The sequence below is a fragment of the Paenibacillus sp. Soil724D2 genome, from assembly GCF_001427935.1.
In the GTDB taxonomy this organism is placed as follows: domain Bacteria; phylum Bacillota; class Bacilli; order Paenibacillales; family NBRC-103111; genus Paenibacillus_E.
Genome location: NZ_LMRY01000058.1, coordinates 158,973 through 185,544, shown reverse-complemented (window position 1 = coordinate 185,544; position 26,572 = coordinate 158,973). Strand labels below are relative to the sequence as shown.

The window sequence follows — 26,572 nt, the reverse complement described above, 5'->3', positions numbered from 1 at the left end:
CCTCCTACGCTATTGTTTTGGTTACGCTTGTTAAATCACCGTTTGTGTAAGCCAAAGTCGTGGTCACGGTATTGCCACCCGCGATCTCGGTCACTGTTGTTAGGGTACCGTTTGTGTATGCGAGATTGGTAGTTCTCACAATAGTCGCACCATCTTTTTCCAGAACCTGTGTCAAGTCACCATTCGTATATGACAGTGTCAGTGAACGTGTGTCCGTAGCTAGTTCTAGTTGAGCAATCTTGAGAACATTCTGGTAGCCAGTGAAGGATGTCGCACCTGTCACTGTACCACCACTCTTTTGCAATGATCCTGCCACACCTTGTTCCAGTGCGTTTAAGTTGGCTGCATTCACTGGAGTACCCGCTTGAGTGATAGTGCCAGGATTTGCCACTAGCGTTACCGAACCAGATGTCTCTGCCGATTTCGTGTACGTGTTGGGAGTCGAGACTGCCCTGTCTTGCCAAACCCTTGGTGTATAATCTGCCATTTAATAAAGACCTCCTTGATCTCCGCATGTGAGTGCCCCGCTATACTTATAACTCTTTACAATCAGATCGCCATACGTCTTGAGAATCTGTGTGTTATTCTCCAAGCGATTGACATCATCGAAGCTGAATCCCATACCGATCGTCCACGTCTTCTTTGACAGGTAGTTAGGGGGAGTCATACCGAACGCTGATTGTATAGCACCTAATCCATTCTCTATACGGTTAATGCTTGACAAGAAGTCAATACTCGCTACCGTTCGGTTTATCACAACAGAAGGAGTTGGAACAGAGTATTGAATACCTTGCAAGTACGTTGCCAAGTCCAATACGTTTGATTCGATCCTGTTCCAATCACCGAAGTTGATGAAGTCCGAACTCGACCAATCCGTTTTATAAGTTGCCATTAGTTCGCCACTCCTCTCGCTTCTGTTGATGCTTGTACATAACCTTGGTACGTCAGTTCAGTTCGTGTGACATAAGCGTTCATGTTCGCACCATAACTGTTCCCGATTGCAACAACATCGCCCACCTCATGAGCCTGATTGCCCCTCCAGTTGGCATTGTAGATCGCACGATTGTTGTTCTTCTTTGCAAGTAGCCAGTTGGCAACGGCAGAAGCCCGTGTCGAATCGTTGATCAATGTATTGCCGTCCAGTTTGAACGTATCACCCAGTGTCACACCCGCAGCCACAGCACTCGTTACAGCAGATGTACTAAGGTTTGTCCAGTACGTGACATCTACCTGTTTGGTGATCGTGTCCAAGTTGATCCGTGGTTCAGCATACTGGTCATTCATGCTGATCGTGTCCACAGCGGGTTTGGTTTCGATGACCGTTTCCATAGGGTAAGACCGCCCTGCTGCAGATTCTGCGTACTCACCTGACACACTGCTGTCAAAGATCGTTGTCCAGTTGACACCGTCAGATGAAATCTCTGTCTTAGTGTTGTGGTACGTTCTAAGGTCAGCCCAGTAATGCCAAACATTTACACTGGCGATGTCAAAAACCGCACCCAGATCCAACGTCACCGATGATAGTCCCGTAGGAGCAGTCGCGTAGTTGTTCGATGTAACGTCACCGTCCGTGACCACTCCAAGATTCCCTGCTTGACCACTCGTTACCGTCTTACCCAATGCTTTGTTTACTCCACTCGCATCCGATGCCTGTATTTCAATCCAGTGATTTCCCGTGTTAGCAGTACTACCGTTCAGCCAGTCACGAACATACCGAACCTTCCGTGTCTTGTTAGCCTTGATCGTGATGACATTGCTTCTCGTCACATAGACATTGGCACAAGCAGCAAGTGCGATCATTTGTAGGACATTCTTACAGTTCGTCTTCTTGACCAGAGAGTTCGTGTTGATACTTTGCAACGCTGTGTCAATGCTGTAGTTCGTGATTCCGCACAGAGCAAAGATGTCCACCGCGAATTGATACAGGGACTTGGTCGTTGCTGTGAGGTTCTCGTAGTTGACACTCGCCATTACATCCAGTTGTGTCCGAGCAAAGAACGTAGCTGTCAAGCTTCCTTCATCGGATTGCCATTCCCAGAGAAGATAGTTACCCACAGGAATCCACTCGATTGTACCGTCATCGTAGGTAAGTCCGATCTCGCCCACGACTTGCTGCTTCTGTTGGAGCGATTTGTAAAAACCTGTGGGATTCAAAATGTTGAACTCCCTCGAACTATTGTCCACCGTGAATTTAAACTCAGGTGAAGGTAGTTCTCCAGATGTCAAATCCATCTCTTCTGTCAACTGCATGCTGACCAGACCGAGTTCGCCCGTGTATTGCTTGACGATCCCGAAGTCAATCTCGGAAACTCGCGCCCTACGATTTGGTACAGACCACTTATTGATGATCACCGCGACTTTACGGTAGTTGACCAAGTTCCCATATGCTGCGACCTGTACTAGGGTGTTGCCCGTGTACGGATACGTAGCGATCACAGCATTACCCGCATCATAGGCAATTATGGTGAAGTCAGTTGCGTACTCATTGTTTAACGGATCAAAAGTGACCGTCAAGCCGATGGACGTATGATTGGCATTGAAGTTAATCGTAACTTGTTGCGGTGTTGTGAAAGTACCTGTTCCGTCACCAATGAGATCACTCACCCAACCGATCTCACCATTGTTGGTAAGCGTATCGTCCGCGAATGACCACGAACCGTCCAGTGCGAACCTGTCCTTTTCATTCGTTGCAAGTCGGTATGTCGAACTACGGAAGTTGTTGTTCATCTGTGCTTTCAAACTCAGTGCCGATTCTGACGTTGTCGTAATGCTTGACACGTCACTCGAAGCAGAAACATCGGAGAGGTCAAAAGTGACCCGCCCTTTGTTCAAGCGAGAGGTGGCATAGATATTATCTTTATACTTCTGAGTTACTGGATACACCTACGTCACCTCTCTATCAGATCGAATTTAATGTCTTTGTATACTGGAATCCCGCCGATAAAACTGACCATGCCCAAGTTCCTGTCACCGCTGTAGAAAGTGGATGTTCTAAACCCACCTGTCTGCGGATCAAGGTAATTCACCGAAAAGCTAGTACTGGAAATAGCTTGTAACAACGTTGCCAATTGAGCCGATGTCAGGTTTGCATAATTGATCGCTAATTTGCGTTTTGTTGTAATTCTCTCGATGATCAGGTACCCGCTTGCGTTACGTTCTGCCTTGGAAATGTCCATGATACCGACTTGAAAATCTGAAGGGGTAGGCATTGCCGTCCCTCCAATTGAATACAGAGTTGCCATGTTCCTACCTCCTTAGATTCTATTCAACATTACGGTTGTGCTGCCGTTTTGATCGTCCATGTATGGCTTAACGATTCGGGCAAACTGTCTACCGTCGATGTTCAAGATGATGTCACGGTTGTCGTTATTCTTGCTGTTACCACCTGTGTTAGAGAATGCCAAAGCTTGAATAACGGCTGTACTGATGTGTCCAGTCAGATCGGAAAGTGGAGATACTACCTCACGACCACCGCTGTTGTCTCCGATAAGAGCAGCCATCGGACCATTGGTAATTCCTCCCTTTGCGAGGGCAGGAAGTCTGAATCCAATCTGTAAAGATGATGTCAATGGGTTACTTCCAGTGAGTGAATTCCAGATGTCGAGCATACCGTTCAAGTATCCTGCAACAGTTCTGTACACAGCTTTGAAAGCTATTACCACACCGTCTCCAAGACCATCTGCGATACCACTGAATGCTGTCTTGATCGGATTAACGATGTTTGTACCAAACCACGATCCTACTACGGAGAACACGTTCTTGATCTCAGTCCACGCATTGCTGGCTGCTGTCTTAGCTTCTTCTTTGAGAAGACCAAACTTGGTAACGATTGGGTCAATAACGTTGGTCTTGAACCATGTGCCCGCTGTCTTGAAAGCCTCACAAAGAGCGTTATAAACCTTGACAGCCCCTGCTCCAATATCGAGCGCAAACTGCACAAAGAAATCAACGATTGGCTTGATGACATTGTCGTAGAACCAACTTGCAGCACCTTTGAAAGCTTCGGCAACAGAGTCGAACGCAGCAGCAGCATGCTTGGCAACACCCATGCCCCAATCGGACACAGCCGTGATCATATCATCGAATACTTTGGCAATGCCTTTTCCGACTTCCTTGATCTTTTCCCAACATGCGTCCCACACTTTGAGCGTCCACTCTTTGACTTCTTTCCAGTGGAGAACGAGCCACACGATTGCAGCACCCAATAGGAAGATGGCAAGCATGATCAATATGATTGGAAGGTTTGCTATAATCATCGCAGCAGCCCATGCCAAAGTACTTGCAATAACTGGGATCATTGATGCTACCCACGAAACTGACATTATTACCGCGTTTGCAATAGCACCCAATGACAGTGCAAGGATTACAGCAGCCACCCCACCAAGTACCATCAAGATAATGTCGCTGTTAGCCTTGATGCTATCCTTGAAACCTTGCCAAGCATCCTTCATGTCTTGGACAGCCTTCTTGAATTTGTTCGCCAAACCTTCAGCACCGATCTCAGAATCGACATCGTCCATGACAGGTTGGTTACCACCCGCGCTGTGATTACCGTCTGCGCTACCTCCACCTTTACTTGGTTTTTCTGCTCCTGCTCCTACCGCGGCTGCGGCTGCATCTGCATCGGCTTTGTCAGGAAGTACATTGACTTGGTCAAATCCTGCAACCCCTGCTTTTGCTTTGGCAAGCTTCTTATGAGCATCGGTAAGACCGTTGACCGCACTTTGCTGTCCCTTGAATGCTTGTGTCGAATCTTGAGCAGACTTTGTGGTATCCGTTGCCGAGTAACCAAACATGACACGCATGAATACCGCTGCTTTTTTGGCAGCACTGTCTAACCAACTAACCAATGTGGTCAGCGCGGGAAGTACCGTTGTCCAGATCGGGAGAAAAGCTTGTCCCAAGTGGAGTGCTAGATCCTTCAAGGATGCTATAAACTGCGCTGTCTGTGTATTGGCATTCATTGAAACGGAAGTACCATAACGTCTGGTTACCTCGTCCAGAATGTAGGTGTACATGATTGCCTTCTGCGTACCAGAGTTGAGATCCGAGAAAGCTTCTACTCCACCCGCTAACGCTTTGAACGCTTTGGACTGTTCAACTGCGGTAGCCCTGACATTTATCCCCAATTCATCCGCTCCGTCTGCTTCCATGTTCATTGCTGAACGCATACGTTTGGAAACCTCTTCTTGAGAGAGACCAGTTTTGGATCGCACGATTGCCGATAATTCCAAGAACTTAGATGTCTTGTTGGCAAGATCTTCTTGATCCTTGGCAGCATCGTAAAGCATATTGGAATACGTGTTACCGTACTCGGCAATCTGCATCTTGGACAAGCCAAGTGATCTGCCCATCGTATCTGCCCAGTTGTTGAACATGACTGCCGAAGCACCCATACGATTGTTCAATGTTTCCATCTGAGCGTCGAATTTGATGGCATCGTTTGTTGCAGTCTTGAGGAAGTCGAAGCTGACATAGATACCCGCCAGTGCAGCGAGTTTCCCACCGATACCGTTTAGGGCATTGCCCATGATAGTACTAGAACCGTTTATACGATTACCCATGTTACGGATCGCGTCCGATGCCCTTTGTGATCCTGTGATCAGTCCAGAGAAGTCCGCGATTGCCCGCACCACGATATTTTTGACTACACCCATTTCTTACCTCCCTTCTGTCGCACCACCCATGTCAGCATGGATGCCCATAACCTTGGAAAGCATTTCTTCCGCTGACATGACTTTCTCTTGCTTCGGTTTACCAAGCATTTCATCGAACGATTTGAGAGTCTCAACCCGCTGCCAGTAGGCATTGATGTATGAGTAGAACATTTCTGTCTCTTGATCGTTCTTGAGTGTCTCGGTAAAGACCGCAGCACAAACACTCAATTCAGCGGGAGTCAATTCGTGATACTCAACCAATGGTATAGCCATCTGCCTTGACAGCTTGAATGACTCGTTCCAATCCCATGGTGTTACTTGCGACCCAGTTTCTTCTGAGCCGCTGCTACTGCGTTTGGGTCAGCTTTACCGAATGCTGCTTCCAGTGCTTGGGACATCTTTGTGATCGTATCTTGGATATCGTGGGCATCGAGTAGATCCTCAACGATTTCCAATGTCAGCGTTTCTCCATTGGCACGGGCATCGGACAGTAGTCCTGCGTATACCAATTTCTCAATGTCATCAAAGCTGAAACCACCCTGACCAAGATCCTCAAGGGACTGTCCGGTGATTGCTTGATATGTCTTTAAAGCTTTATGTCCAAAACGTAATTCACGCGGTCTGTCAAGGTCGATTACTACTACATCATTGTTGTTAACCATTCGAAATTGCTCCTTTTGATTTGAGTTTTTGGGAATAAAAAAGAAGGGGTATTTAGCCCCTCCAGATAAGTGCGATTAGATTAAGCAGCAGGAGTGAACGTAGGTGCGCCTACTACTTTGAGTGTTGCGTCAAACGATACAACATTGTCTACAGATGCCTTGTGCTTGAAGCCTGTCACGATTGCTGTGAAAGCCCATTTAGCACCAGTTGTTGCTCCACCCGCTAACGGGAATACGATTTCGTAAGTCGCAGATGTACCCGCCAATAGATCAGTCACGAATGTGTCATGATCCTTGGAAGAGTAGAACCCACCTAGAGAAACGTCATCTACTTCCTTGAAACCGCTGATGAATGTCTTAAATCCGCCTGTTGCGTCCAATGCTGTCGTGTCCATCGTATTTGCCTTAATGGAAAGACCATCGATAGAATTTAGGAATGCTACTGCTGTCCCTGCACTTTTCTTGAACGTCACACCTTGGGACGATACGGCTGCTGATACGATTGGCATTTTGTTACCTCCGTTAGATTCTGAATTTGAATTCTGTAAAACTGTGATTCTCTTTCGTGATTGGATCGATCATCTCGTCAGGTGCTTCGTAAGATACGGACTGCACTGGGATAAGATCTGTGCCCATGGTGGACAGGATGATCATCGAATCTATCATTGTGTTGGTGTACTCTTTCATGTCAGAATACGAACCACCGACAACGTGAACTGTAACCTCGATATCTCTTTGTTCCGTGTAACCTTCTAACATGTGGTCTCGTTGCCCATAGGATGACATGTACACAATGTAGGGTGTAGCTGTACCTTCTGGAGCAATGAGTGGGAACACAGCAGGAAGAACCTTTTTGAGTTCCTGTGTCAGTGCCTTTTCGAAGTTAGCCATGATTACCTCCCCTTCTTAATTGCGTCAATATCCTTGGAAATGACTTCGAGCATCTTGTCCTGCGCGTTCGATTGTTCGGCAATAGCAGATGACTTCAAGAAGTAATGCCCGCCCACACCGCCCTTGAGATTGGCAAAGCCGTACTCCATAGATGCGGGGTAGTAGTACTGACTCTTGGGATTCGCTGATCCTCGTCTTGGTGTACCTTTGTACTCCTTCTGGAAGATGCTGTTATACCTCTCATTGAACGTAACTTGGAATACAGACAATCCCGTGTTCCGACCACTTCTCTTCTCTTGAACTGCCACAAGCGACGACCGAAGGAAGCCATACTTGACAGGGAGTTGAGCAGAAGAACTAACCCTTCGTTTGACCAATGTCGCGCCCGCCCGTGCTGCTTTCTTGACTGACTTTTGAGGTACACGTCCAAGTTCAACAAAGTACTCGGAGATCTCTCTAGCATTCAAGACTTCAAAGTTAATGACCCGTGGTCTAGGCATTACAAAAACTCCTTACAAACCAATTGCAGTTCTCTGTCCTTCTCTTGGAAGTTCAAGATTGCAATGATCGTGAAGAGTCTCGAGCCAAACTTGACACGCATGTCGGCAGTGATATTGGGAACGAAGCGAAGACTGATCTTGTGTGTGATTTCGGAATTGACTTGGACTGCAGAAATGTAATCCTTACCAGAGATGGGGTAGACCCCCGCCTTGACTGTGATGATGTCATCCCATTGGACGATCTTCTCACCGTAGTCATTAGTGGTTGTGGATTGCTTTTGGAACGTGATTGGGTGACGGTACGATCCTGCATTGGATGTGAATTTCATTGGTCACCTACAGTAAGTTGGTAGCATGTGAGTCAAGCAGTTGCTTAATCACAAACCCAACCTTGTGGTATTCGACGTGAACCATGCGGTTGTCGTACATCTCGTTTGAGAGTATGAACAATGCAATGGTAAGATCCTCATGCTGATCCAGTTCATAGACTGCCTTACCTGTGTAGTTACTGAGGAATGCCTTAGCACCCATCAAGATAGCTTGGAACAGACTATCGTCCATATCGTGATACACATTGGAATAACCTTTGAGATCAGCGACTGTGACTTGACTAATTAACATCGGACTTCACCGACTTCTTAACCAACTCAATGTCATTTGGGTTGAGATTGACAAGGTGATTGGCTTGCTCATCGGTAAGATCGTGGACAGTGCCCGCGTCGAATTTGCCGAAGTTGGTTACGATAGTACGTAGAAACTTGACTTGCATTGGACTACCTCCTTCACCGTGATGGTAAAGGTGAATAAAAAAGAGGGGGCTTTTACACCCCCGCTTGATTACTTACCTTTGTAAGCTACAAACTTCTGTGGCTCTACGATTTTTGCATCGCACTCAAGGGAAGCAAGAACACCTACCGCGTACTGATCGGCATAACGCTCTTGAAGAACTTGAATCTCAACGTCTTTAACAATCTTCATAGCAACAGCGGAGAAGTCACCGTAGAAGATTTCCAAAGCATTCACAGCGATTACAGGCATGTTGTCGGAAAGCATTACTGGCTTACCAAGCAAGCTGAAACCAGAGCCGTCAGCCAATGTGTTACCAAGCAGCAACGTGTTGTTACCCGCACCCGCAGTTAGTCCTGCAAGGTAGCCGTAAGTCGTTGGATGCATCAACCAAGAGCAACCACCTTGGAACGCTTGTGGCACTTTCAATTGAAGGTTGATCAACTCTTGTGGAGTGATTACCAAAGTAGTAGCACCAAGAGTTTGTTGACCCGCTGCCAAAGTAGCAAGACCGTTCACACGACCCGCGCCTACACCAGTTGCGACTAACTCTTTTTCCATGAAGTGGGCTAAAGCTTTTGCGATAGCATTCACAATGAAAGGAACTACGTCTACATCAGAACGGTTGATTAAAGACTTTGAGATCAAAGACATTGCCACAACGATGTTGTTAGTCAGTGTCACAGAACCGAAGTCCGCGTTCGTACCAGTGATTGTAGCAAGTTCCGTGTAGTAACCCGCAGGGATGTGTGCAGTGTAATCGTAAGTCGGGATTACAAGGTCACCTTTGAAGTTATACATTGTTACCTTGGACAAGATCGGGGACAAGTTAACTACTTTGTCAACGATTTGAGCAGCGATTGCTTTCGGGATTACTACACCTTGACCACCTACGGACAAAGCTGCGCGAGTTTCAGCGGATTGATCTCCACGAATGTACGCAACAAATGCGCGGGACTCTTTATCCAACTCTGCTTGACGAACCTCAACTTCTGTCGGTGCTACTACTACTGGCTTTTCCATTGCGCGTGTTTCCTCCTCTAATTTAAGTGTCACATCGATGTTTTTGATTTCTGCGCGAATCTCTTCTACGCGAGTTACTTCTTCAGTTGCTAGAGAGCGAGTCTCTGTTTTTGCAACGGAAACTAGACCTTCCATCTCAGTGATGAGGTCGTTGCGTTTTTCGATAAGATGTTTCATTCGTTTAAAATCCTCCTTTTAATTTGTCAATCAGAATTTGTGTTTCTACTACTGTGTAATCTGGAACAGGGGTCTCATTAACCACTTCGTCCATGCGTTCCTCAATAACTGTCACCTCTAGGGCAACCTCTTCAAACCGTTGTTCCGCTACTTCACCGCGGGCTTCAATCGTTGTGGACACATATGCGGGAGAACAATCTAGGATCGAAACTTCCAATAGATCGAGACCGTCTACGAATCTACGTTGTAGCCCATTGTCAGCTTCTGCCCATCGTTGTTCGGTAGCAATGAAGCCAAACGACCAACCTCGTAATTCCCCTGCTCTAGCTTTGTTGACAACTTCTTCGTCCGTGACAGTACAAATAGCCCGAAGACCAATCGTGTCCTCGAACAGTTGAAGGTTATCGCCAGTGCTGCCAAGCTTGCGATCTGATCTGTGATTAAACAGAAGATCGACTTCAGCACGTTTGTGTAGGGAATCAGCAAATGCCTTTGGCATGATCTGTTCCACGAATTTTCCACGCGGGGATGGTAACTCTTTCGAATCTCGCGTATGCACATTGACATAACCGTCAAGTAGAACGCTGTTATTTCGGATCTCCACTTTCATCTTTCTTCACCTCCTTCGGGTCGGAAGTGTCTGCCTTGGGACTATCACCTTTGGCAGAAGGATCGTTAGTCTGCTCAATACCACCTTCACCCAACTTGACAGCCGAGTTAGTGTTAAGTACGAACAAGTCCTTGGTCTTCGGATTGTACAGTGCGTCTGCAAGGGACAATTTGATGAAGTCCAAACCGATCGGTTCATATTTCTCGATCTTGCGAATCTCATCGATCTGCAGCAGCCCGTTCTTGATCGCAATCTCATAAGCCTTGTATCGCTTCTCGATGTCAGCCATCAGGATCGCAGTAGTGTCAAACTTGAAGACAAGTTTCTCTTTCTCAGCGGTCAGGAGCATCGTTGCGTTTACCGCAGCTTCAAATGCTTCTAGTAGCGGAAGGATCGCCAACTTCACGAATGAACTGTACATCTCCTCGTTGCCACCCGTAGCCTTACCATTCATCAGTTCGACAGGGATCCCAAACATGTTGTAAACGTCTTGGTTGTTCGAGATTTTGTTCTGGTTGATCTGCATTTCCACGGCTGAGTTATTGCTCTCTTGGAACTCCAATCCGTTGTTCAAAACGATAATGTTCTCACTGTTGTTCTGGTGGAGATTAGCCCACGCTGTCTTCAGTTCGGTCATCGCTTCCTTGCTCAAACGACTCTGGGCTTTCAAAAATCCCTTCTTGTTTCCCCCAGTTTTTACCAACATCTCTTGGAAGACCAATGTGTTGTATGCCAGTGAAAGCATCTTGTTGTTCTCAACCAATAGCCCGAAACCTGTACCACCGTTTGCCGTGTTACGAAGCAACTTGATGAACTCGTAGTCGCGGTAAGACACACCGTTGACCAGAATGTCATTACGCTTCACAATTGGATCTGGGGATGATACTACCGATACCGATCCTCTACTAACGTAGTGCAAGGATTTGACCTTGTTACGAGATTTGGAAATGTAAGTATAGCCACCGCCGTAGACCAAGAAGTCAGCAACCATACTCTTCTTAAACTGGAAACCGTCCAGTGTGTCACCTGTCTCTTTGTTAAGCAGGGCAACCCGCAGATCATCGTAGACCTCCTCGATGCGATCACCTTCCGTCTTGTACAATTTAATAGGAAGAGATGCGACAGTATTGGAGATTAGATGTACAGAAGCAGAGAATGCAGGGATCGTCATTGCCTGTTCATATGTGATCGTGTTCGTACCAATTCCCGCAGCCAAGAGGATGTCTTCAAGGGACTGACGAACTTCGACTTGTGCTTCTTTTCTAAAGTTGTACCATGCCATTTATTTCACCTCCCTCCTTAGAAAACGTCTGCTCCCCAACCACTTTCGGAGTTGAAGACAACGTCCTGTTGGAGTAGGTACACACCGTTAATCAATGCCACCGCCATATCTACGCGACCATTACTTTTCTTCTTGTTTACATACATGTTCAAGTTGTTGTCATACACCACACGACAGTTCTGGAAGTTGATCTCCAAGAGCGTGTTGTGCGTGTAATGGAACTCATGACTCACGATTTTTTCTTGAAGAAGCTTGGTGGGTGGATGCAGTACCGAGGAGTGCTGCTTCGTCTCGACACATGTGTATCCAGAACGCTCGAACCGTTGGCAAGAAGACAATGCGTTATAACGGTCATATGCAATGCCCACAACTGAAACGCCGTACTTATTCTCAAGCCCCAAAACCATATCCTCAATAAAGCCATAGTCCACCGTTACCTCTCCGCAAGAGAACACCTTGCCCTCTTTAATGAAATCGTTGTAGTTGATTTTCTCCATCCTGTTCTTCTCAGGGATTCGTTGTGTTGGCACAAAGGCAAAGACATCTGCATAGATGTGCATGTCCTCCTCTGTCACCATGGCAACGGCACAGTTATCTGTGGTCAAGGCTAAGTCGATCCCTAGCCAAACCTGTCTACCTGTCCAGTCGAATTCCTCGATCTTGCCCTTACGGACATCGTTGATATCCACGTAAGCTTCACCAGATTGCTCAGACATGAAATGGTTAACGTGCTTGGTCAAAAACTCCACCCGCTGTAACGGCAATTCTATCGCCTTGGCTCTGGAGTCTCTGATCTCTTCATAGTTCTGTTCGATGCGTAACGGATTGGACATGTACAGACCGTGATCTGTCCAGAGGTTCTCTTCGTCAGCGTAATAGAGCAAGGCGAACATTCTCTCGTCCTCGATGAAGCCCGCGTACACCTTTCTGATGTAGGCAATCTCCTCCAAGAAGATCGATCCATCAACCGCGTATGCCGTTGTGAGTCGGAATCTCAAAGGGTTACGCACGGACAATTGACCTGAGATCATTGCCGCATAATTGTCATAACTGGTAAAAGCACCCATTTCATCACACACGATGCAGCTAGGACGTATGCCATTGTTGGAATTGGCTTCCGCTGTTCTGGCTTGATAGAAGGACTCAGTAATAAGCGACTTCATCTTCCCGTGTAGCGTAGTGGGTGTGGTGAAATGCTTGGACAGGACTTCCGATCCCGTGATAAGCTGTGTTAAGGCTTTCTTTGTTTCTCCCGCTAGTTCCCGATCCTTTGAGATGGAATAGAACTCAGAAAATTTGGGTTCTGTCAACATCAGCAAAAGTATGATCACAGCGCAGAGAAAAGTTTTACCATTCTTGCGGGGTATCCAAAGGGTATTGTCACGGTATCTGAACCGATCTGTGTCATCCTTGAATCTCCACCCGAACACGTTGGCAACAAAAAAACACTGGAAGTCAGCAAGTCCCGATAAAAGGGATTGTCCTGCCGAGAACCCAGTGGCAAATGTAATTACCTCAAGGATATTTTCAATGATGTCGATCTTGTCTTGGCGAAATTCGTACTTAAATTCATCGTCAAATTCACGAATGTAATAGTCATTTAAGAACCAAATACACTGCGTTTTGACCTCTGGTGGAGCGATTTCGACCCCAGAAATGACGTTTTTTGCATATCGGAGTGCATTATCAAGCAGGATACTCACTTAACCACCTTCAATGCTGCCAATAGCGGATCTTCCTTCTTCTCCTTCGCTTTGATCGTGTTGCTGCCCATCTTAGCCCGTGCTTGTGGGGTCAGGTTGAATGCAGTAGAATAAGCTTGGCATTCCTTGACCAATTGACTACGAGCAGTGAGCATACCCTTGTCAAACATGTTCTCAGGGTTCCTGTTGATCATGTCGTTCAATGTCTGCAACTGATCCAGTGCGAATACGTACTGAGAAAGGTTATCGGAATCAAGATTACTAAGGATACCCGATGCTTCCAGTTCGCTTACGAGATTGTCGAACATATCGACCTGTCTCTCGGTTAAATAATGAGAGGGTCTAATGTCATTGGCATCACCTTTCAATAGAGTTTCTTGTTCAGTTCGTTCTGCTATTTCGGCTTTGGTCAAATGCTTGGAAGTCACTGACAATGCCATGTTGGGTCTACCCAATGTTTACACCACCTTATTATTTAATCGAGTTGGGATTTGGCGGGCGGTTGTGCTTTGAACACCCCTACGAGTCTCACTTTCGTGTACTAGAACCACCCATGTTAAATAGCGACGAAGGGACTTGAACCCCTGACTTTGTGGTTATGAGCCACACACTCTACCTACTGAGTTACATCGCTGTGACAATACGTCTTTGTGCCCTGTCCGACTGTGTCCAACGTATTTGTGTGAGGAAGTCTTCCTAGGTCAGCTAAACCATTCAAGGGTGAGATAAAGGCTTGACCCCCTCATACTTATGGCTCTAGCACTACCACTTTTGGCAAAAGTCAAGGGTTATTTTATGGAAAATAAAAAAAACTGCCCCCGTTAGGAGACAGCGTCTGGAAGTTCTTGTTGCATCCACCGTGGCAGTGGTAAATCCTTTGGTTCAGGGTGTAGTCCTTTGATCTTTCTTCTCACAGGGGTGACCAATGTCAGGAATGATTTGAACCCATCTTCCCACTCTATGACCATACCGTGGGCAGTTAGCTTTCCAGTACGTACAGGCTGCGGTGCAACGAACTCGCTATGGAAGGGATTGACAAATCTTGGCTGCGTGGCATCAAGGGATTTGGCATCACCGATTGCCCAACGAATGGAATCGTATTCCACGGCAGTCAGGTACTTCTTCAAGCGGGCTTTGGCTCGTCTCAAGGAACGTGTGACACTATCCTCTTGGCTGCCCTGCGTATCAGCGATCTCTTCAGCAGTGAACCCTGCATCATAGTACAGTCCAAGGATCTTCAATTGGTCAGGGAACTTTTCAAAGATTGCGTCAACCTTCTCTCGGACTTCAGCAGGGAAGTTACGTGTACCAGAGATGTTCATTCTATTCTTTGTCAGGACAGTGTCAGTCAATGTATTTGCTTCCTCACCAAGACCAATGACCATGTCACTACGCTCGAACTGGTACGGGTCACGAAGGGCTTGTGCTTTGGCATTTTTGATTTCAGTGGTTAGTTGTTTAATGGATACGTTCATTGGGATCATCCTCTCGATTTGGCTTACACTGATCTAATCCCAGAGAACGACCCATTTTCACAATCCTTACCTTTATTTTCAAAAGGTAATGCAAAGGTAAGCCCGCAAACCCAGACAGGGCAAGGGATATTACTTTATTACCTTTCTTACTCTTTTTTTATAAAGTATATATATTAAGAGAACGCTGAAACGGGAGAGTCCCTATAGCAAAAGCTTTGGGTCATGAACAGGTAATTTTGGTAGAATCGGTCAAACCCTTGCCCAGTGCGGGATACAGCCATTACCGAAGCGAAATTATTACCTTTTGAAAATGGTAATGCCCCTTTTTGACCCCTTTCTATTGAGAATGGGTCTCAGCCAAGTACAATTTAGGGAGTTCTTTTTGAATGATTCACAGAGTGCGGTGGCGGGCAAAAGTCACTTACTTAAAGTAAGGATGCCGGGGGGTACTTATAGTAAGTAAGGTACAAATAAATAGTCACGCACATAAAGTGAGTAAACAAGACATATATAGTTATGCACAAAAAGTAAGTAAATATCTAAACAATAGTTGACATATATTAGTACGTACTAAACGTAAGTAAATAGAGTCTAGCATGCCCACCCCCATGCACTATAAATATACGAACACTATATGAGCAGCACTCTACCCCATAGCATGCATACCCTAGCACATACCCCTACCCTATATACCCTATATATAATACCCCTATATAGTAGCCCCTCAGTATGCCCCCTATGCCACCCTAGCACATACCCCCATACCCTTATGCCTTGAATAAAGAACGTCTCTCTATGCCCCTGCCAGACCCCTTATAACACATGCCATATAAGCCCCATAATAACCCCTCTCAGCCCCTCTACTATATACCCCATACCTAGGTATTACCCAATCTATAAACGTGCCTGAGAACGCCAAATAAAGCCCCCTATCCGGTACTGGAATAGATGCCTATAAGATCCCTGCCAGAACCCCCAGAACGCAAAAAAAAGAACCCCCTAGTTATAGAAGGTTCTTTAATAACATTCGTGTGCAAAATATTGCCTGTTTTATCCAATCCATTCCACACACTCCCCCAGTGAATCACATGACCATTCCGAATAGCGGAACCCCTCACCCATTGAATACTCTTCCTTGGTGAAAATATGGTACTTGTAATTCCCGTTCTTACATTCCGCGATAATATACCCCTTATACGTTTTTACCTTCTTCATACGTTAAACCCTCTTTCCCTGCACATTGTCGCGGTTTCACATTTGATTGAAAACTCAGCGTCACCAGTAACGTACTCAGTGATAAAATCCATCATCGTTTTTTTGCCGTGTGCATCCATTGTATAGATCCACGTTCCCCCATGCACTAAACATTCAATAATATAATATTCTTTTTCCATTTAATAAACCCCTCTCGATTTGTAGACTATTGTTAACGGTAGGATGATAAGCGACAGTAAAAACATACTGGAAAGGATATACATGTTAATGGATCTCGATTGCAATGTTAACTTTGCCGCGGTAGCAACTACCATGCTTTTCAGAACATGTTCCACAACCGTATGCATCGATTGACGCGGTTGACGGGCATTTAAAGTAACTGGAGTAATCTTTCAATTGGAATTGATCTGTGGTTAACGCTGTGAAAGTGTTTAACCCCAGTTTATTGCCCAGTTTAATCATAGCTGGAGTTGTGTCTTCCCATACGCTTGCCATGAATTTAATGTTAACCCAATGTTTCCCGAATTCAGCATATAAGCGTTGTACGAATGGCAAGCTTTTTGTATATGCCATAAAAGTTATACGACTATTACCGATAAAGTGAAGTGCTATGAAATTCCATTTTTTAGCGTATTCGTATGTATAGAAGTCGCCGCTTTCATGGATCCGAAAATTGATGTTTTTGTCAGTTTGGTCTAGTTCATACTGGATCAATTCGATCATGTCAGGTATGAATGATTCCTGCTGAGACGCTTCATAATTCGTTTCACGACGTGTTCGAACGCTTGGATAAATCCGTTCCGCCTTCGTTGCATAGCAGGACTTAATGCACATTGGAGTCGCTAGTGGACAAGTTTTAACGGAAGTAATCGACCAAATTAGAAAGCGAGTAAATTCAGTTTCAACTAGTTTTGCATTGTTGATGGAAACCCCTATGTTAATATCACCCATTTTAACTTTTGACTTTGCTACCCCTGCTTGAATCGCTTTAACTTTTGTATTGTATCTCATGATGTTAGCCCCCGAATGTTTTTATAGTAGATTGATTTATTGAATAACTTTACAATGTCTACGCAACTATATTGCAATGATTCCCTAGTTTCACTATCAACGAATTGTGAGACCTTGTAAGGGTTGTAATAAGCTTGTTTATAAGAATCGACTTCGATTATCCAAGACATTAACCGCGGAACGCGACCAACTACCATTGCATGCACGTTCTTCTTTTGTTCGGTAATAACTTGTAATCGTTTTTTCTCATTCACCGTGAATACCGCGTCAAGCAAAATCATCGACGATGCATGTCCAACGACTAACCATGACTTGCCAACTTTTTGCTGAATACTGAAAACATCGCGGTGCAAATTCCAATATACTCGCGCAACTTTGCCGTTTTGCAACTCGCGCCCCTTGTATGATTCGAACACAATACCAATCCTTTCACCGTCACCGCGTCGCCGCGTCCTGACAAGAACCATCTTACCATGGCAAAAGACTTTGCGCAATACCCTTTGCCGATATAGTTAAAAGTTGTAATAGTCTGACAATTCGGCCCTCAAATACTGGATCGCTTCTATTTAAAATGTGCCCGTGTGCATGCCCGCCCGCGTATATACCACACATATTTATTTTGTCAAGCCCCTTGACACACCCCCAGATCGTATGCTTTCGATCAGAAAAAGTTGGACATACTAAGACCCCACAACGCAAAAAAAGCCCTCAGAATCGATTCTGGAGCGTCTCAGATATGGTTGACAAACAAACCCAACTATGCATTGGATTTTTGCTGTCAGTATATGGCAAATCATTAAAAATCGCGTGACAATATTGTGAAGTCTATTGACAACTGAGGATCCATTTGATCTCATCAGCACTTTAGCGCGGTAATGCACGAATCCCTGGCATAGTCTTTCACTTACTTTTAGTGAGTTACTTCCAACCGGCTACAGTAACTATACAAAAGTAAGCGAGTCACCTGCGCGCGATTATAACATACGGGAACGTCAATATGTCAAGCATTATTTTTGTCAATAATTCATCTGAAGATACCGCGTCAACGCGTTAAAGCAAGTCATACGTCAAGCGATTTTCAGCGTGGTATACTTTTGTTAGTGGGAGAGATCCAACAATTTCGAGTGTTCTCTTGACAAGTGAATAGTTTGCAGTCTTGAAACAATTCCGACAATTCACAGTTTTCTGAATCGTCAGATAAGTCACCCAAATTGTCAGAATATTCACAATGATCCGACTCCTTTAATGCACTGCAGTGTTAATCTAGAAAATTGTCAGACAATTCAGAAGATTGCAATTGCTTTACCTCGCTACAGCATCACAGCATTACAGCTTTGGTGCAACGGGGTGGAAAGTTGAGGTACAAATCGACCCTATCTATTTTCCCATCTAGCAAAAATCACCTAGCTATTTTTTTTTCGAAAAATTCTAGCAGTTATCTAGCAAATCCTCGACCAAATTCGAACCAAACTCTATCTAGTTTCCACGCGTATGTACCATCACATCGCACAGGACTTTCCCACAGCTTTTCCACAGACTTTTCCGTGACATTGCCCCACTAATTCTAGCAACCTCTTAGAATCGATTCTGGAGCGTCTGGTGACGTAATCCATGGTCGATTTCTGTGCATATTTGGCAGACTTTTGGCACACATTTTCCCCGTGCCTTGTCAACATCATCCACACATTCTACCACACATTTCCTATAGAAAAAAGCCCCTGCACTTGGCAAGGACTTCAATTTGATTTTGGGATTTCTATCAATTTGATTTTTCAAATCGAGGGGGAGTGCCTTTAATCGAAATGATGATAGGGGGGGTATCACTGTGGGTTCTTGTTGATCAGGACTACCAACTCGTCCCGTTCTTGGACTAGCTTCTTCATCTGCTTTACCAACTCAGGGTCATGACCGAATGTGTCAAGCGTATGTGCAATAGTCTCAAGTGCTTCGTTAGTCTGGATCAATACCATCTTCAAGTACTCACTCATACTGATACACCTCCATTGATTACTCTACCTATCAGACCTATTCTCACTAGTTTATCTTCACTTACTGGATCCGCAGCCGTGTACCCCTTCTCCATATACCTGACAATCTCTTTCTTGTTAGCTGTCCAACACTGGATCAGAGCGTAGATACCCAACGTGATACCACTCAGGAAGAAGCATTTCCAGAACTCAGACCAGTTACCGCGAAAGATGTATACGAATGATCCGAAGAATAAGAACGTCCATGAGAAACCTACCTTCAATTCCTTGACCAATCCTGTGTTCTTGCTTTGCACTGTTATTTTCATAGTACGACCCACTCTCCCTTTTCGTTTTTGTATTTCATGTAAGTACAACCCGCGTTCCGTTCAGCCCAGTTGAGTGGGGCAAAGGCTTTGTCCTCATCCTCATCAATGTCAGAGGTGACACCATCGTAGTACAGGTTATTGTCATCATCGTACAGCTTGATCTTGGTCTTCTGCTCGGGTGGTAGTGCGTCCCACTTCTTCTGATCCCAGTCATAAGACTCCTTGTCCATCTTGACCTTATCTAACCAATCGTAAGTCACTTTCCACATTACACTGCCATCCCCTTCACGATTGTTTGTAGTTCCTTGATCGGTATCTCATAGGCATCTGCCTGTATGTGATGCTCTTTGCATAATGTAATAAGATTGCTGTTGTCCAGTGCCTTGGTGATATCGGCTTCCAACTTGATGATGTGATGTACCTCTACATCGAATGAATAGCGGACAGGCACGATACGTAGACACCACTGGCACAACCCCTTGTCACGGGTGCGGATCTCGATGGACTTCTTCTTCCACGCACTGGTGGATCTGAACCGTTCGGCTGCTGTGTTGCCAAGCTTCTTCCGCGGTGGTTTACTCGCACACACCACGGTCACGTCATGATAGCGTCCACAGTATTTGCACGATTTTTTCATGTTGCTCTCCTATTTGATCTTCTCTATTAATTTGTTCACTGTTTCCTGTTGCATAGCCATAGTTGCTTGAAGCTTATACATAGCATCCTGTTGGTGTGCGAACACATTACTATGATTAATCAAACTATGTATCTGTTCTGTTAATTGTAAAATGGAAGCCTGTTGTTGCCTTACCATAGTATCTAATCTATCTATTGCAGTCATTCCCTTGTCTATATATTCCTTATTAGAATTTGCTAATTCGATCAACCGTTCGACATTGCCCCCAAACGACGAGGTATTGTTCATTACCTTTGCTGCAGCTTGGTCTATGTAATTTGTAAAACCACTTAAAATATCGTACATCATATCAATCTTTTCCATGAAGGGAACATTGTGTTCAATCCTCTGTGGTTCTGCTAATATTGTAGGTCTACCCCTAGATGTCTGAAACTTGTGTATGTTAGCTGCCATATTGGATTCCCTGTTGATTTCTGTTTTGCCTTCCTTCTCACCTGAGATCCACTGGAACTCAAGCATGGCTGTGTTTGAATCGTCATCCTCGTCTGCGAACCTGTCAATCACCATGAACTTCCCTGTTGCAGTCTCATGGATCGTGCCATTTGCATACTTCTTACTAACTCCAAGACCTTTCCTGTTAGCCATGATTAACCTCTTTCTGTTTAGTTTGACAATCAACACATAATGTTTCGCCCTTTATAGTCTTCCATCCGACTTGACGAGCAACCCAGATAGCATCCTTCTTGGTTTGTTCGGCAGGACTAGACTCCGTGCAACCGTCACAAACCACATAACACATGCTGACAACCCTCATCTAGTCAACTCCTTTTCTGTTGATACTTTGTATTCTACGTCAAATACTTTGCCATGTCAATATATAAAAAAGATGACCCATAGGATCACCTTTATTCTACCCTTGAAAAAAACTCCATAATCTCTTTCTTGCGATTCTCCCGCATCGTTAACCGTGCCTTATGACCCGCACATCTCGAGCAACGGACACCCTTCTGCCAATCATGCAATCTAATGCTGCTCACGTTCCCGCAGTTGCATTTATACTTGAATGGCTTCTCACAGCCCGTGTACTCGCCTAACAACTCACAGCCGTCCTCTGAGAGCCTGAGAGCGACCTGTTCTTGGGTCAGTCTGCTGTCCTCGATCCAACAGTGTCTGCATCGCTTGCCCCCGTTCCAACCGTTCCATGTGAACGTGTACTCATGCCCGCGTGGACATTCACTGACCATGTGTGTGGAATTGTTCGTGTAAGTCTTTGACAGCAGCTTGTACCCTTCGTCTTCCAGTGACTTGACGATCACTGGCATCATCTTCTCGCGTAGTTCTTTTCTCTTCAAGTATCCCATCGGCATTAGAACCACCATCCCGACATCATGATGACAAACATTAACCCAAGTGTACCGTAGAACAACGACTGACTTCCTGCATCAAATTCTTCCAACCCAAAATACTCGTCTACTCTGCTCTTTAGCTTCAACATAACAATTCCCCTTTGTTTGTTTGGTCAAGGGGTCTAGCACTGGTATCATTCGTGAACTCCGCACCCATCAGGCGTTTCTACAGGGTCACCGACAATCGTATTAACGTCGACCATTTCTTTAATATTTTCCATGGCGACTTTCATGAGGCCTTGAATCGGGTGTTCGGACATGATCGTATTCCTCCTTAGAGTTGTTAGCCAGATCAACTGGCATCGGAAGCAAAAACGTCAAAATGCAATAATGGTTCATTTGTATAGTGCCCTTAGTGGAATATCGTTATGTACACTTTAAGAAGCAGTTTTAACTCGTGACCTTATCTTCATTGTTTTCAAAACAATTTGAATCCATGTGCGAATACCACCTTTTACTTTGGCAGCTCTGCTAATTAAACGAACTCCTGCAACTACTACAAACCATACGCGGATACGTCCTGCAAAACGAAAATCGGTAGAAAATTGCTTCTCATTGTATTGCGGAATGACATCAATCTGTGGCTTAGCCGTTAATTTCACATAGCGAATGGAAAAACCAAGCAGCGAAGATTTGATTCCCCATATAGCCCCTGTTGTAATTGCTGTTTCAGGAGCATCACCTACGCCTACACGAGTTATCCATTTCAAATCGGTACATTCGACTTTCGCTAATGTCTGCTTCGTCCAATCATAAAGGTTTAATGTATGTACAAGTGCTTCCTTTGCTTGATTGTAAAGGTAGATTATTTTTTCTTTGGTGATATGATCCTTGTTTTCATCTTTAAGTTCGGAACTGGATTTGGTTATGGTTTCAGATTTAATCATGATCCCCTTCGTAAAGCCTTTGAATTGTATGATTGGAATGACGTAACGATAGCGTATAAGCCCGAATAGCGCCCGCATTTCCACTGATAATGTATCGTTGTCCTTCACTCTGGTGAAGTTGAACTCTCCACGAATGAAACTGAATAAGAAAACGATGATCGCAAAAATGATCAAAAGAAACACAATCCACAGCCACAACAACTTAGAATCCCTCCTAATATAGGGATCTTTGAGCTATGCTCAAAGTCTCTCCGCTTTGGGATCTTTGAGAGCTATGCTCAAAGTCTCTCCGCTTTGGCATCTTGAGCATTGCCCAAAGACTCCGTTTAACAAAAAACTCCGCCTGCAAGAAAAAGTCTTCTCGTAGGTGGAGTTAGTATGACCCTAAAAAGGAAATGAAATGCATGTATGCGAGTCTTATTCTGTTTCATCACTTACATCTTCAAGCGTAAGCTGCTTCTGATCCCCGCCTAATCGGTCAAATAATAGACGTGTTTCTTCTTCAAGATCGAAATTCCCTTGGAAGCTTGCTGAATCTGGGAGCTCTGTAATCGAACTAAGCCCGAAGTATTCTAGAAATTGCTTGGAGGTTCCGTACAATATCGGTCTACCTACCGCATCGGCGCGTCCGACTTCCGTTATCAAGTCTTTGCCGGTTAAGGTTGCCAAGGCCCGATCGCATTTCACGCCGCGGATCTCCTCAATTTCGACCCTTGTAATTGGCTGTTTATAAGCAACGATGGATAAAGTCTCTAACGCAGCTTGAGATAAGGATGATCGTGAAGGTGAATAAGCTAATCGTTCAAAATAGGGCGCATGCTCAGCTAAGGTTGTTAGCTGATACGCTCCAGCTACTTCCACAATCTGAACGCCACGACCCTTTCGTTTGAACTCTGTTCTCATATCTTTAAGCAGATCACGAACCAAATAAAGATCAAGCTCCATGACTTCAGCTAATTGCTTGGCATCCAAACCTTCGTCGCCAGAGGCAAAGAGCAGTCCTTCAATAATTGATTTCATCTGTTGGAAATTGAGTGTCAATGTCAGAAACCTCCTCTTTCGCTTGGATGACGATGTCTTCAAACAGCTTGTACTGATAGCAAATAACTTTTTTCATTTTCATTAATTCGAGTATCGCTAAGAAAGTCACAACAATTTCTTCACGTGTCATTTCGTAATCGAATAGCTTCGAGAAAAGCAGCTTGCCGCCTTTAACTCTAAGTAAATCGACTACCTCTCTAATGCGTTCTTTGACAGATATTTCATCTCTACGTATTCTCGTAACCACATTGCGGTTAGCCAGCTTCCTTAGCGTTCGCTGAAAGGCAAACAACAGATCTGCGACATCAAGCCCCTCAACCGGGTTCTCCTGGATGTCAGGCAAGTATGATGTCAAATCCTCAGGTTCTCGCGTGTAAACCAGACTACGTTCTACTTCTTTATCCCTAAGCATATCGGCAATCGATTTGTACTTTCGGTATTCAATCAGCTTCGCAACAAGTTCTGCGCGAGGATCTAGCGAGTCGTCCATATCATCAAAATATTCATCAAATTCAATAACAGGCGGCTTAGGTAATAGCATTTTGCTCTTGATAGAGAGGAGAGTTGCTGCCATCACAAGAAATTCACTCGTAATATCCAGCTCCAATTCATGCATGGCTTGAACATAACCCAAGTATTGGTCTGTAATTTCTTTGATCGGAATATTATAAATGTCAAGTTCATTTTTATCGATAAGATGAAGCAATAGATCAAGGGGGCCTTCAAATGCTTCTAGCTTATAGGTTACTTTCATTTCGTTCTCCCCCTTGTCATATTGAAAATAGATTCATAACAAATTGCGCGGCAAACGGATAAACATGTCCGAGCGCCCATTGACCAGCTGGTGTAATCAGTAAAACAATAACTAGAATAAGTGCATAACGTTGATTCCGTGTAAACCATCCTTGCTTGTGAGAAGGAACAAGTCCTTTCAAAACATGCCATCCGTCGAGCGGGTAAAGGGGCAGCATATGTATGAGACAAATCATTAAATTAACGATGACGCAGTACTGCAAATAGACTCGCCACTGTTCAACGGTTATGGACTCGGTCCCTCCTAACAAAGCAGGAAGAAAGAAGTAGAGCCACCAGAAGAACAAAACGAGCAACAAATTCGTAAAAGGACCCGCTAAATAAACAAGTGTATGGGATAGCCTCGGTCTTTTCTTAAATCGTGATTCATCTACCGGTAATCTCTTCGACCAGCCATAGGGTCCGAAGATGATCATAGCTAGCCCCAAGGCATCTAAATGTGCCAAGGGGTTTAGCGATAACCGTTTGCTTTCTCGAGCTGTACGATCTCCGAGCAGCCAAGCTACCCCCGCATGAGCTGCGTCGTGCAGCGTCATTGCGATCAGAAAAGCGAACAACCTGGGCAGCAGTGTTTCCAGATGATAATAAGAAAGCATTACGAAGTGAATTGCTTCGTCAAATTCGCCATTTCAATCGCTGTTACGGCAGCTTCCCAGCCTTTATTTCCAGCTTTGGTACCCGCGCGTTCCACCGCTTGCTCAATGGAATCTGTAGTCAAGACGCCGAAAATCGTAGGTACGCCTGTTTTCAGGTTAATAGCAGAAACACCTTTCGCTACTTCGCTGCACACATAATCAAAATGCGGAGTTGATCCTCGAATTACCGCACCTAGTGTAATAACAGCATCGTATTTCCCGCTTTCAGCCATTTTTTGAGCGATTAACGGAAGTTCAAATGCGCCTGGAACCCAAGCAATATCTACTTCATCTTCATTTACACCATGACGTTTCAGAGCGTCCTGTGCGCCACCCAACAATTTGGATGTAATAAATTCATTGAAACGACCTACAACGATACCATATTTTAAATTTTGCGAAATTAAATGTCCTTCAAAAATGTTAGCCATGGTGAGATACTCCCTTTCTTATTTGAACAATTATTTGGATTAGATTGGATTTAAATGCCGCTGCCCGAGTCGTGGAAACTGAGCATATGACCAAGTTTGTTTTTCTTCGTTTGTAAATAATGGAGGTTATCAGCCTTACTATCCATTTGAATCGGAACCCGCTCAACCACTTCAAGGCCGTAGCCTTCTAGTCCTTTAATTTTGCGAGGATTATTCGTTAATAGACGAAGCTGCGTGATGCCAAGATCTTTCAAAATTTGCGCACCAATCCCATAATCCCGAAGATCTGGAGCAAAGCCTAGCTTAATATTCGCTTCTACGGTGTCTAATCCCTGCTCTTGCAAGGCATAAGCCTTCAATTTATTGATTAAACCGATTCCGCGGCCTTCCTGTCGCATATATAATAATACACCATTGCCCTCTTCATCAATCTGTTTTAATGCGGCATCCAATTGTGGACCGCAGTCACAGCGATGAGAATGGAAAACATCCCCAGTTAAACACTCGGAATGCACACGTACCAAAGTCGGTTTTGAAGGGTCAATTGTCCCTTTAACAAGGGCTACGTGTTCTTTGTTATCAAGCAGGTTCGTATAGGCAATTGCCTTGAAAACGCCGAAGTCGGTAGGAAGTTTAATTTCAACCTCACGTTCAACTAATTTCTCCTGCTGATTCCTGTAATGGATTAAGTCCTGAATCGTGATAATACACAAGTCGTGTTTCGTTGCAATCTCCATCAGATCCGGTACACGAGCCATCGTCCCGTCTTCCTTGATGACTTCACAAATGACGCCTGCTGGGTAAGAGCCACACAAGATAGCTAGATCTATTGTCGCTTCTGTATGTCCAGCTCTGCGAAGGACTCCCCCCTTCTTGGCAATCAGAGGGAAAATGTGGCCAGGTCTGCGGAAATCCTGCGGTTTTGTCGCGGGATCAATCAAGCCCATAATCGTTCTTGAACGCTCATGCGCAGATATCCCAGTGCTTGTGTCCATATGGTCAACAGAAACGGTAAACGCTGTTCCGTGATAATCCGTATTCCGAGCGACCATGGGAGGCAGCTCAAGTTCTTGTGCACGTTCTTCCGTTATAGGTGCACAAACGAGCCCGCGTCCCTCTCTGATCATGAAATTAATGACCTCTGGCGTAGTTTTATCAGCAAGTGCGATAAAATCGCCTTCGTTCTCACGATCCTCATCGTCTACAACAATAATGACTTTACCAAGTTTAAGATCCTCTAACGCTTCGTCTATGGTGTTGAAGTTTATTTGTGTCATATTCACCTCTCCTAAAAGCTTTGCTTTAGCAAAGCTGGCTTCGTAAGCGTAAACTTGAGTTTTGCTTTTGCAAAACTTTCTTCGTAAGCATAAACTGAGCTTTGGTTTAGCAAAGCAGGCTTCGTAAGCCTAAACTTGAGCTTTGCTTAGCAAAGCT

General features: G+C 44.8%; 36 protein-coding genes, 1 tRNA gene and 1 pseudogene. All 38 read right to left on the bottom strand.

Features of this window, described 5'->3' with window-relative positions; all coding sequences use genetic code 11:
* Positions 1-4 precede the first annotated feature (4 nt).
* Complete coding sequence (locus tag ASG85_RS33420) at positions 5-487, bottom strand: hypothetical protein (protein ID WP_060649086.1); 483 nt, start codon at positions 485-487, stop codon at positions 5-7.
* Positions 488-892: a hypothetical protein gene (locus ASG85_RS33415; RefSeq protein ID WP_060649085.1), complete on the bottom strand. Its 405-nt coding sequence runs from the start codon at positions 890-892 to the stop codon at positions 488-490. It abuts the gene before it with no gap.
* Positions 892-2,883: a hypothetical protein gene (locus ASG85_RS33410; protein WP_060649084.1), complete on the bottom strand. Its 1,992-nt coding sequence runs from the start codon at positions 2,881-2,883 to the stop codon at positions 892-894. Before ASG85_RS33410 ends, ASG85_RS33415 begins: the two co-directional genes overlap by 1 nt.
* Positions 2,884-2,888: 5 nt before the next feature.
* Entirely contained in the window at positions 2,889-3,242 is a 354-nt protein-coding gene (locus ASG85_RS33405; RefSeq protein WP_060649083.1) for a DUF6711 family protein, read from the bottom strand.
* Positions 3,243-3,254: 12 nt separating this feature from the next.
* Positions 3,255-5,657 (bottom strand): hypothetical protein, encoded by a 2,403-nt coding sequence (locus ASG85_RS33400; RefSeq protein WP_060649082.1) that lies wholly within the window; start codon positions 5,655-5,657, stop codon positions 3,255-3,257.
* Positions 5,658-5,660: 3 nt separating this feature from the next.
* Positions 5,661-5,930, bottom strand: a complete 270-nt coding sequence (locus ASG85_RS33395; protein ID WP_156397008.1) for a hypothetical protein — start codon at positions 5,928-5,930, stop codon at positions 5,661-5,663.
* Positions 5,931-5,971: 41 nt separating this feature from the next.
* Positions 5,972-6,319, bottom strand: a complete 348-nt coding sequence (locus tag ASG85_RS33390; RefSeq protein ID WP_060649080.1) for a hypothetical protein — start codon at positions 6,317-6,319, stop codon at positions 5,972-5,974.
* Positions 6,320-6,399: 80 nt separating this feature from the next.
* A complete protein-coding gene (locus ASG85_RS33385) occupies positions 6,400-6,828 on the bottom strand; it encodes a phage tail tube protein (RefSeq protein WP_060649079.1) in 429 nt (142 codons plus the stop codon).
* A gap of 13 nt (positions 6,829-6,841) precedes the next feature.
* Complete coding sequence (locus ASG85_RS33380) at positions 6,842-7,210, bottom strand: DUF3168 domain-containing protein (protein WP_060649078.1); 369 nt, start codon at positions 7,208-7,210, stop codon at positions 6,842-6,844.
* 2 nt (positions 7,211-7,212) lie between these two features.
* Positions 7,213-7,710 carry an HK97 gp10 family phage protein gene (locus tag ASG85_RS33375; RefSeq protein ID WP_060649077.1) on the bottom strand — a complete coding sequence of 166 codons (498 nt, stop codon included), beginning with the start codon at positions 7,708-7,710 and terminating at the stop codon, positions 7,213-7,215.
* Complete coding sequence (locus tag ASG85_RS33370) at positions 7,710-8,039, bottom strand: phage head closure protein (protein WP_060649076.1); 330 nt, start codon at positions 8,037-8,039, stop codon at positions 7,710-7,712. Before ASG85_RS33370 ends, ASG85_RS33375 begins: the two co-directional genes overlap by 1 nt.
* Positions 8,040-8,046: 7 nt before the next feature.
* A complete protein-coding gene (locus ASG85_RS33365) occupies positions 8,047-8,331 on the bottom strand; it encodes a head-tail connector protein (RefSeq protein ID WP_060649075.1) in 285 nt (94 codons plus the stop codon).
* On the bottom strand, positions 8,321-8,479 hold the full coding sequence (locus ASG85_RS38450; RefSeq protein WP_156397006.1) for a hypothetical protein: 159 nt from the start codon (positions 8,477-8,479) through the stop codon (positions 8,321-8,323). The genes ASG85_RS33365 and ASG85_RS38450 overlap by 11 nt, the downstream gene beginning before the upstream one ends.
* Before the next feature lie 68 nt (positions 8,480-8,547).
* Positions 8,548-9,696: a phage major capsid protein gene (locus ASG85_RS33360; RefSeq protein ID WP_060649074.1), complete on the bottom strand. Its 1,149-nt coding sequence runs from the start codon at positions 9,694-9,696 to the stop codon at positions 8,548-8,550.
* A gap of 4 nt (positions 9,697-9,700) precedes the next feature.
* The gene (locus ASG85_RS33355) at positions 9,701-10,306 is read right to left on the bottom strand and encodes an HK97 family phage prohead protease (protein ID WP_060649073.1); all 606 of its coding nucleotides are present in this window, start codon (positions 10,304-10,306) and stop codon (positions 9,701-9,703) included.
* On the bottom strand, positions 10,284-11,588 hold the full coding sequence (locus ASG85_RS33350) for a phage portal protein (protein WP_063860458.1): 1,305 nt from the start codon (positions 11,586-11,588) through the stop codon (positions 10,284-10,286). The genes ASG85_RS33355 and ASG85_RS33350 overlap by 23 nt, the downstream gene beginning before the upstream one ends.
* Before the next feature lie 17 nt (positions 11,589-11,605).
* Positions 11,606-13,291, bottom strand: coding sequence for a terminase large subunit (locus ASG85_RS33345; RefSeq protein WP_200961729.1), 1,686 nt, complete (start codon positions 13,289-13,291; stop codon positions 11,606-11,608).
* The gene (locus tag ASG85_RS33340) at positions 13,288-13,746 is read right to left on the bottom strand and encodes a phage terminase small subunit P27 family (RefSeq protein ID WP_060649072.1); all 459 of its coding nucleotides are present in this window, start codon (positions 13,744-13,746) and stop codon (positions 13,288-13,290) included. The genes ASG85_RS33345 and ASG85_RS33340 overlap by 4 nt, the downstream gene beginning before the upstream one ends.
* A gap of 106 nt (positions 13,747-13,852) precedes the next feature.
* Positions 13,853-13,925, bottom strand: a tRNA-Met gene (locus tag ASG85_RS33335).
* Positions 13,926-14,112: 187 nt separating this feature from the next.
* On the bottom strand, positions 14,113-14,775 hold the full coding sequence (locus ASG85_RS33330) for a sigma-70 family RNA polymerase sigma factor (protein ID WP_156397004.1): 663 nt from the start codon (positions 14,773-14,775) through the stop codon (positions 14,113-14,115).
* A 1,041-nt stretch (positions 14,776-15,816) separates the two neighbouring features.
* Positions 15,817-15,981: a hypothetical protein gene (locus tag ASG85_RS38445; RefSeq protein WP_156397002.1), complete on the bottom strand. Its 165-nt coding sequence runs from the start codon at positions 15,979-15,981 to the stop codon at positions 15,817-15,819.
* Positions 15,978-16,160 (bottom strand): hypothetical protein, encoded by a 183-nt coding sequence (locus tag ASG85_RS33325; protein ID WP_060649070.1) that lies wholly within the window; start codon positions 16,158-16,160, stop codon positions 15,978-15,980. Before ASG85_RS33325 ends, ASG85_RS38445 begins: the two co-directional genes overlap by 4 nt.
* Positions 16,161-16,245: 85 nt before the next feature.
* The gene (locus ASG85_RS33320; RefSeq protein WP_060649069.1) at positions 16,246-16,992 is read right to left on the bottom strand and encodes a GP88 family protein; all 747 of its coding nucleotides are present in this window, start codon (positions 16,990-16,992) and stop codon (positions 16,246-16,248) included.
* Positions 16,989-17,408, bottom strand: a complete 420-nt coding sequence (locus ASG85_RS33315) for a hypothetical protein (protein WP_162257305.1) — start codon at positions 17,406-17,408, stop codon at positions 16,989-16,991. The genes ASG85_RS33320 and ASG85_RS33315 overlap by 4 nt, the downstream gene beginning before the upstream one ends.
* A gap of 1,404 nt (positions 17,409-18,812) precedes the next feature.
* The gene (locus tag ASG85_RS38440; RefSeq protein ID WP_156396998.1) at positions 18,813-18,980 is read right to left on the bottom strand and encodes a hypothetical protein; all 168 of its coding nucleotides are present in this window, start codon (positions 18,978-18,980) and stop codon (positions 18,813-18,815) included.
* Positions 18,977-19,288 (bottom strand): hypothetical protein, encoded by a 312-nt coding sequence (locus ASG85_RS33310; protein ID WP_060649067.1) that lies wholly within the window; start codon positions 19,286-19,288, stop codon positions 18,977-18,979. Before ASG85_RS33310 ends, ASG85_RS38440 begins: the two co-directional genes overlap by 4 nt.
* On the bottom strand, positions 19,285-19,557 hold the full coding sequence (locus ASG85_RS33305; protein WP_060649066.1) for a hypothetical protein: 273 nt from the start codon (positions 19,555-19,557) through the stop codon (positions 19,285-19,287). Before ASG85_RS33305 ends, ASG85_RS33310 begins: the two co-directional genes overlap by 4 nt.
* The gene (locus tag ASG85_RS33300; RefSeq protein WP_060649065.1) at positions 19,557-19,925 is read right to left on the bottom strand and encodes an HNH endonuclease; all 369 of its coding nucleotides are present in this window, start codon (positions 19,923-19,925) and stop codon (positions 19,557-19,559) included. Before ASG85_RS33300 ends, ASG85_RS33305 begins: the two co-directional genes overlap by 1 nt.
* Positions 19,926-19,934: 9 nt before the next feature.
* Positions 19,935-20,570: a hypothetical protein gene (locus ASG85_RS33295; protein WP_060649064.1), complete on the bottom strand. Its 636-nt coding sequence runs from the start codon at positions 20,568-20,570 to the stop codon at positions 19,935-19,937.
* 260 nt (positions 20,571-20,830) lie between these two features.
* Positions 20,831-21,286 (bottom strand): hypothetical protein, encoded by a 456-nt coding sequence (locus tag ASG85_RS33290; RefSeq protein WP_156396996.1) that lies wholly within the window; start codon positions 21,284-21,286, stop codon positions 20,831-20,833.
* Positions 21,287-21,291: 5 nt separating this feature from the next.
* A complete protein-coding gene (locus tag ASG85_RS39665) occupies positions 21,292-21,420 on the bottom strand; it encodes a hypothetical protein (protein WP_268796146.1) in 129 nt (42 codons plus the stop codon).
* 63 nt (positions 21,421-21,483) lie between these two features.
* A pseudogene (locus tag ASG85_RS37445) lies at positions 21,484-21,591 on the bottom strand (sporulation protein YtfJ); the annotation flags it as partial.
* Positions 21,592-21,708: 117 nt separating this feature from the next.
* Complete coding sequence (locus ASG85_RS33285) at positions 21,709-22,419, bottom strand: DUF2953 domain-containing protein (protein ID WP_060649062.1); 711 nt, start codon at positions 22,417-22,419, stop codon at positions 21,709-21,711.
* A gap of 216 nt (positions 22,420-22,635) precedes the next feature.
* Positions 22,636-23,238: an SMC-Scp complex subunit ScpB gene (scpB, locus tag ASG85_RS33280; RefSeq protein ID WP_060649061.1), complete on the bottom strand. Its 603-nt coding sequence runs from the start codon at positions 23,236-23,238 to the stop codon at positions 22,636-22,638.
* Positions 23,222-24,013: a segregation and condensation protein A gene (locus ASG85_RS33275; RefSeq protein ID WP_057306357.1), complete on the bottom strand. Its 792-nt coding sequence runs from the start codon at positions 24,011-24,013 to the stop codon at positions 23,222-23,224. The genes scpB and ASG85_RS33275 overlap by 17 nt, the downstream gene beginning before the upstream one ends.
* A gap of 16 nt (positions 24,014-24,029) precedes the next feature.
* Positions 24,030-24,668, bottom strand: coding sequence for a site-2 protease family protein (locus tag ASG85_RS33270; RefSeq protein ID WP_060649060.1), 639 nt, complete (start codon positions 24,666-24,668; stop codon positions 24,030-24,032).
* Positions 24,668-25,138 (bottom strand): 6,7-dimethyl-8-ribityllumazine synthase, encoded by a 471-nt coding sequence (ribE, locus tag ASG85_RS33265; RefSeq protein WP_029192962.1) that lies wholly within the window; start codon positions 25,136-25,138, stop codon positions 24,668-24,670. The genes ASG85_RS33270 and ribE overlap by 1 nt, the downstream gene beginning before the upstream one ends.
* Positions 25,139-25,188: 50 nt before the next feature.
* A complete protein-coding gene (locus ASG85_RS33260) occupies positions 25,189-26,415 on the bottom strand; it encodes a bifunctional 3,4-dihydroxy-2-butanone-4-phosphate synthase/GTP cyclohydrolase II (RefSeq protein ID WP_060649059.1) in 1,227 nt (408 codons plus the stop codon).
* Positions 26,416-26,572: the final 157 nt, after the last annotated feature.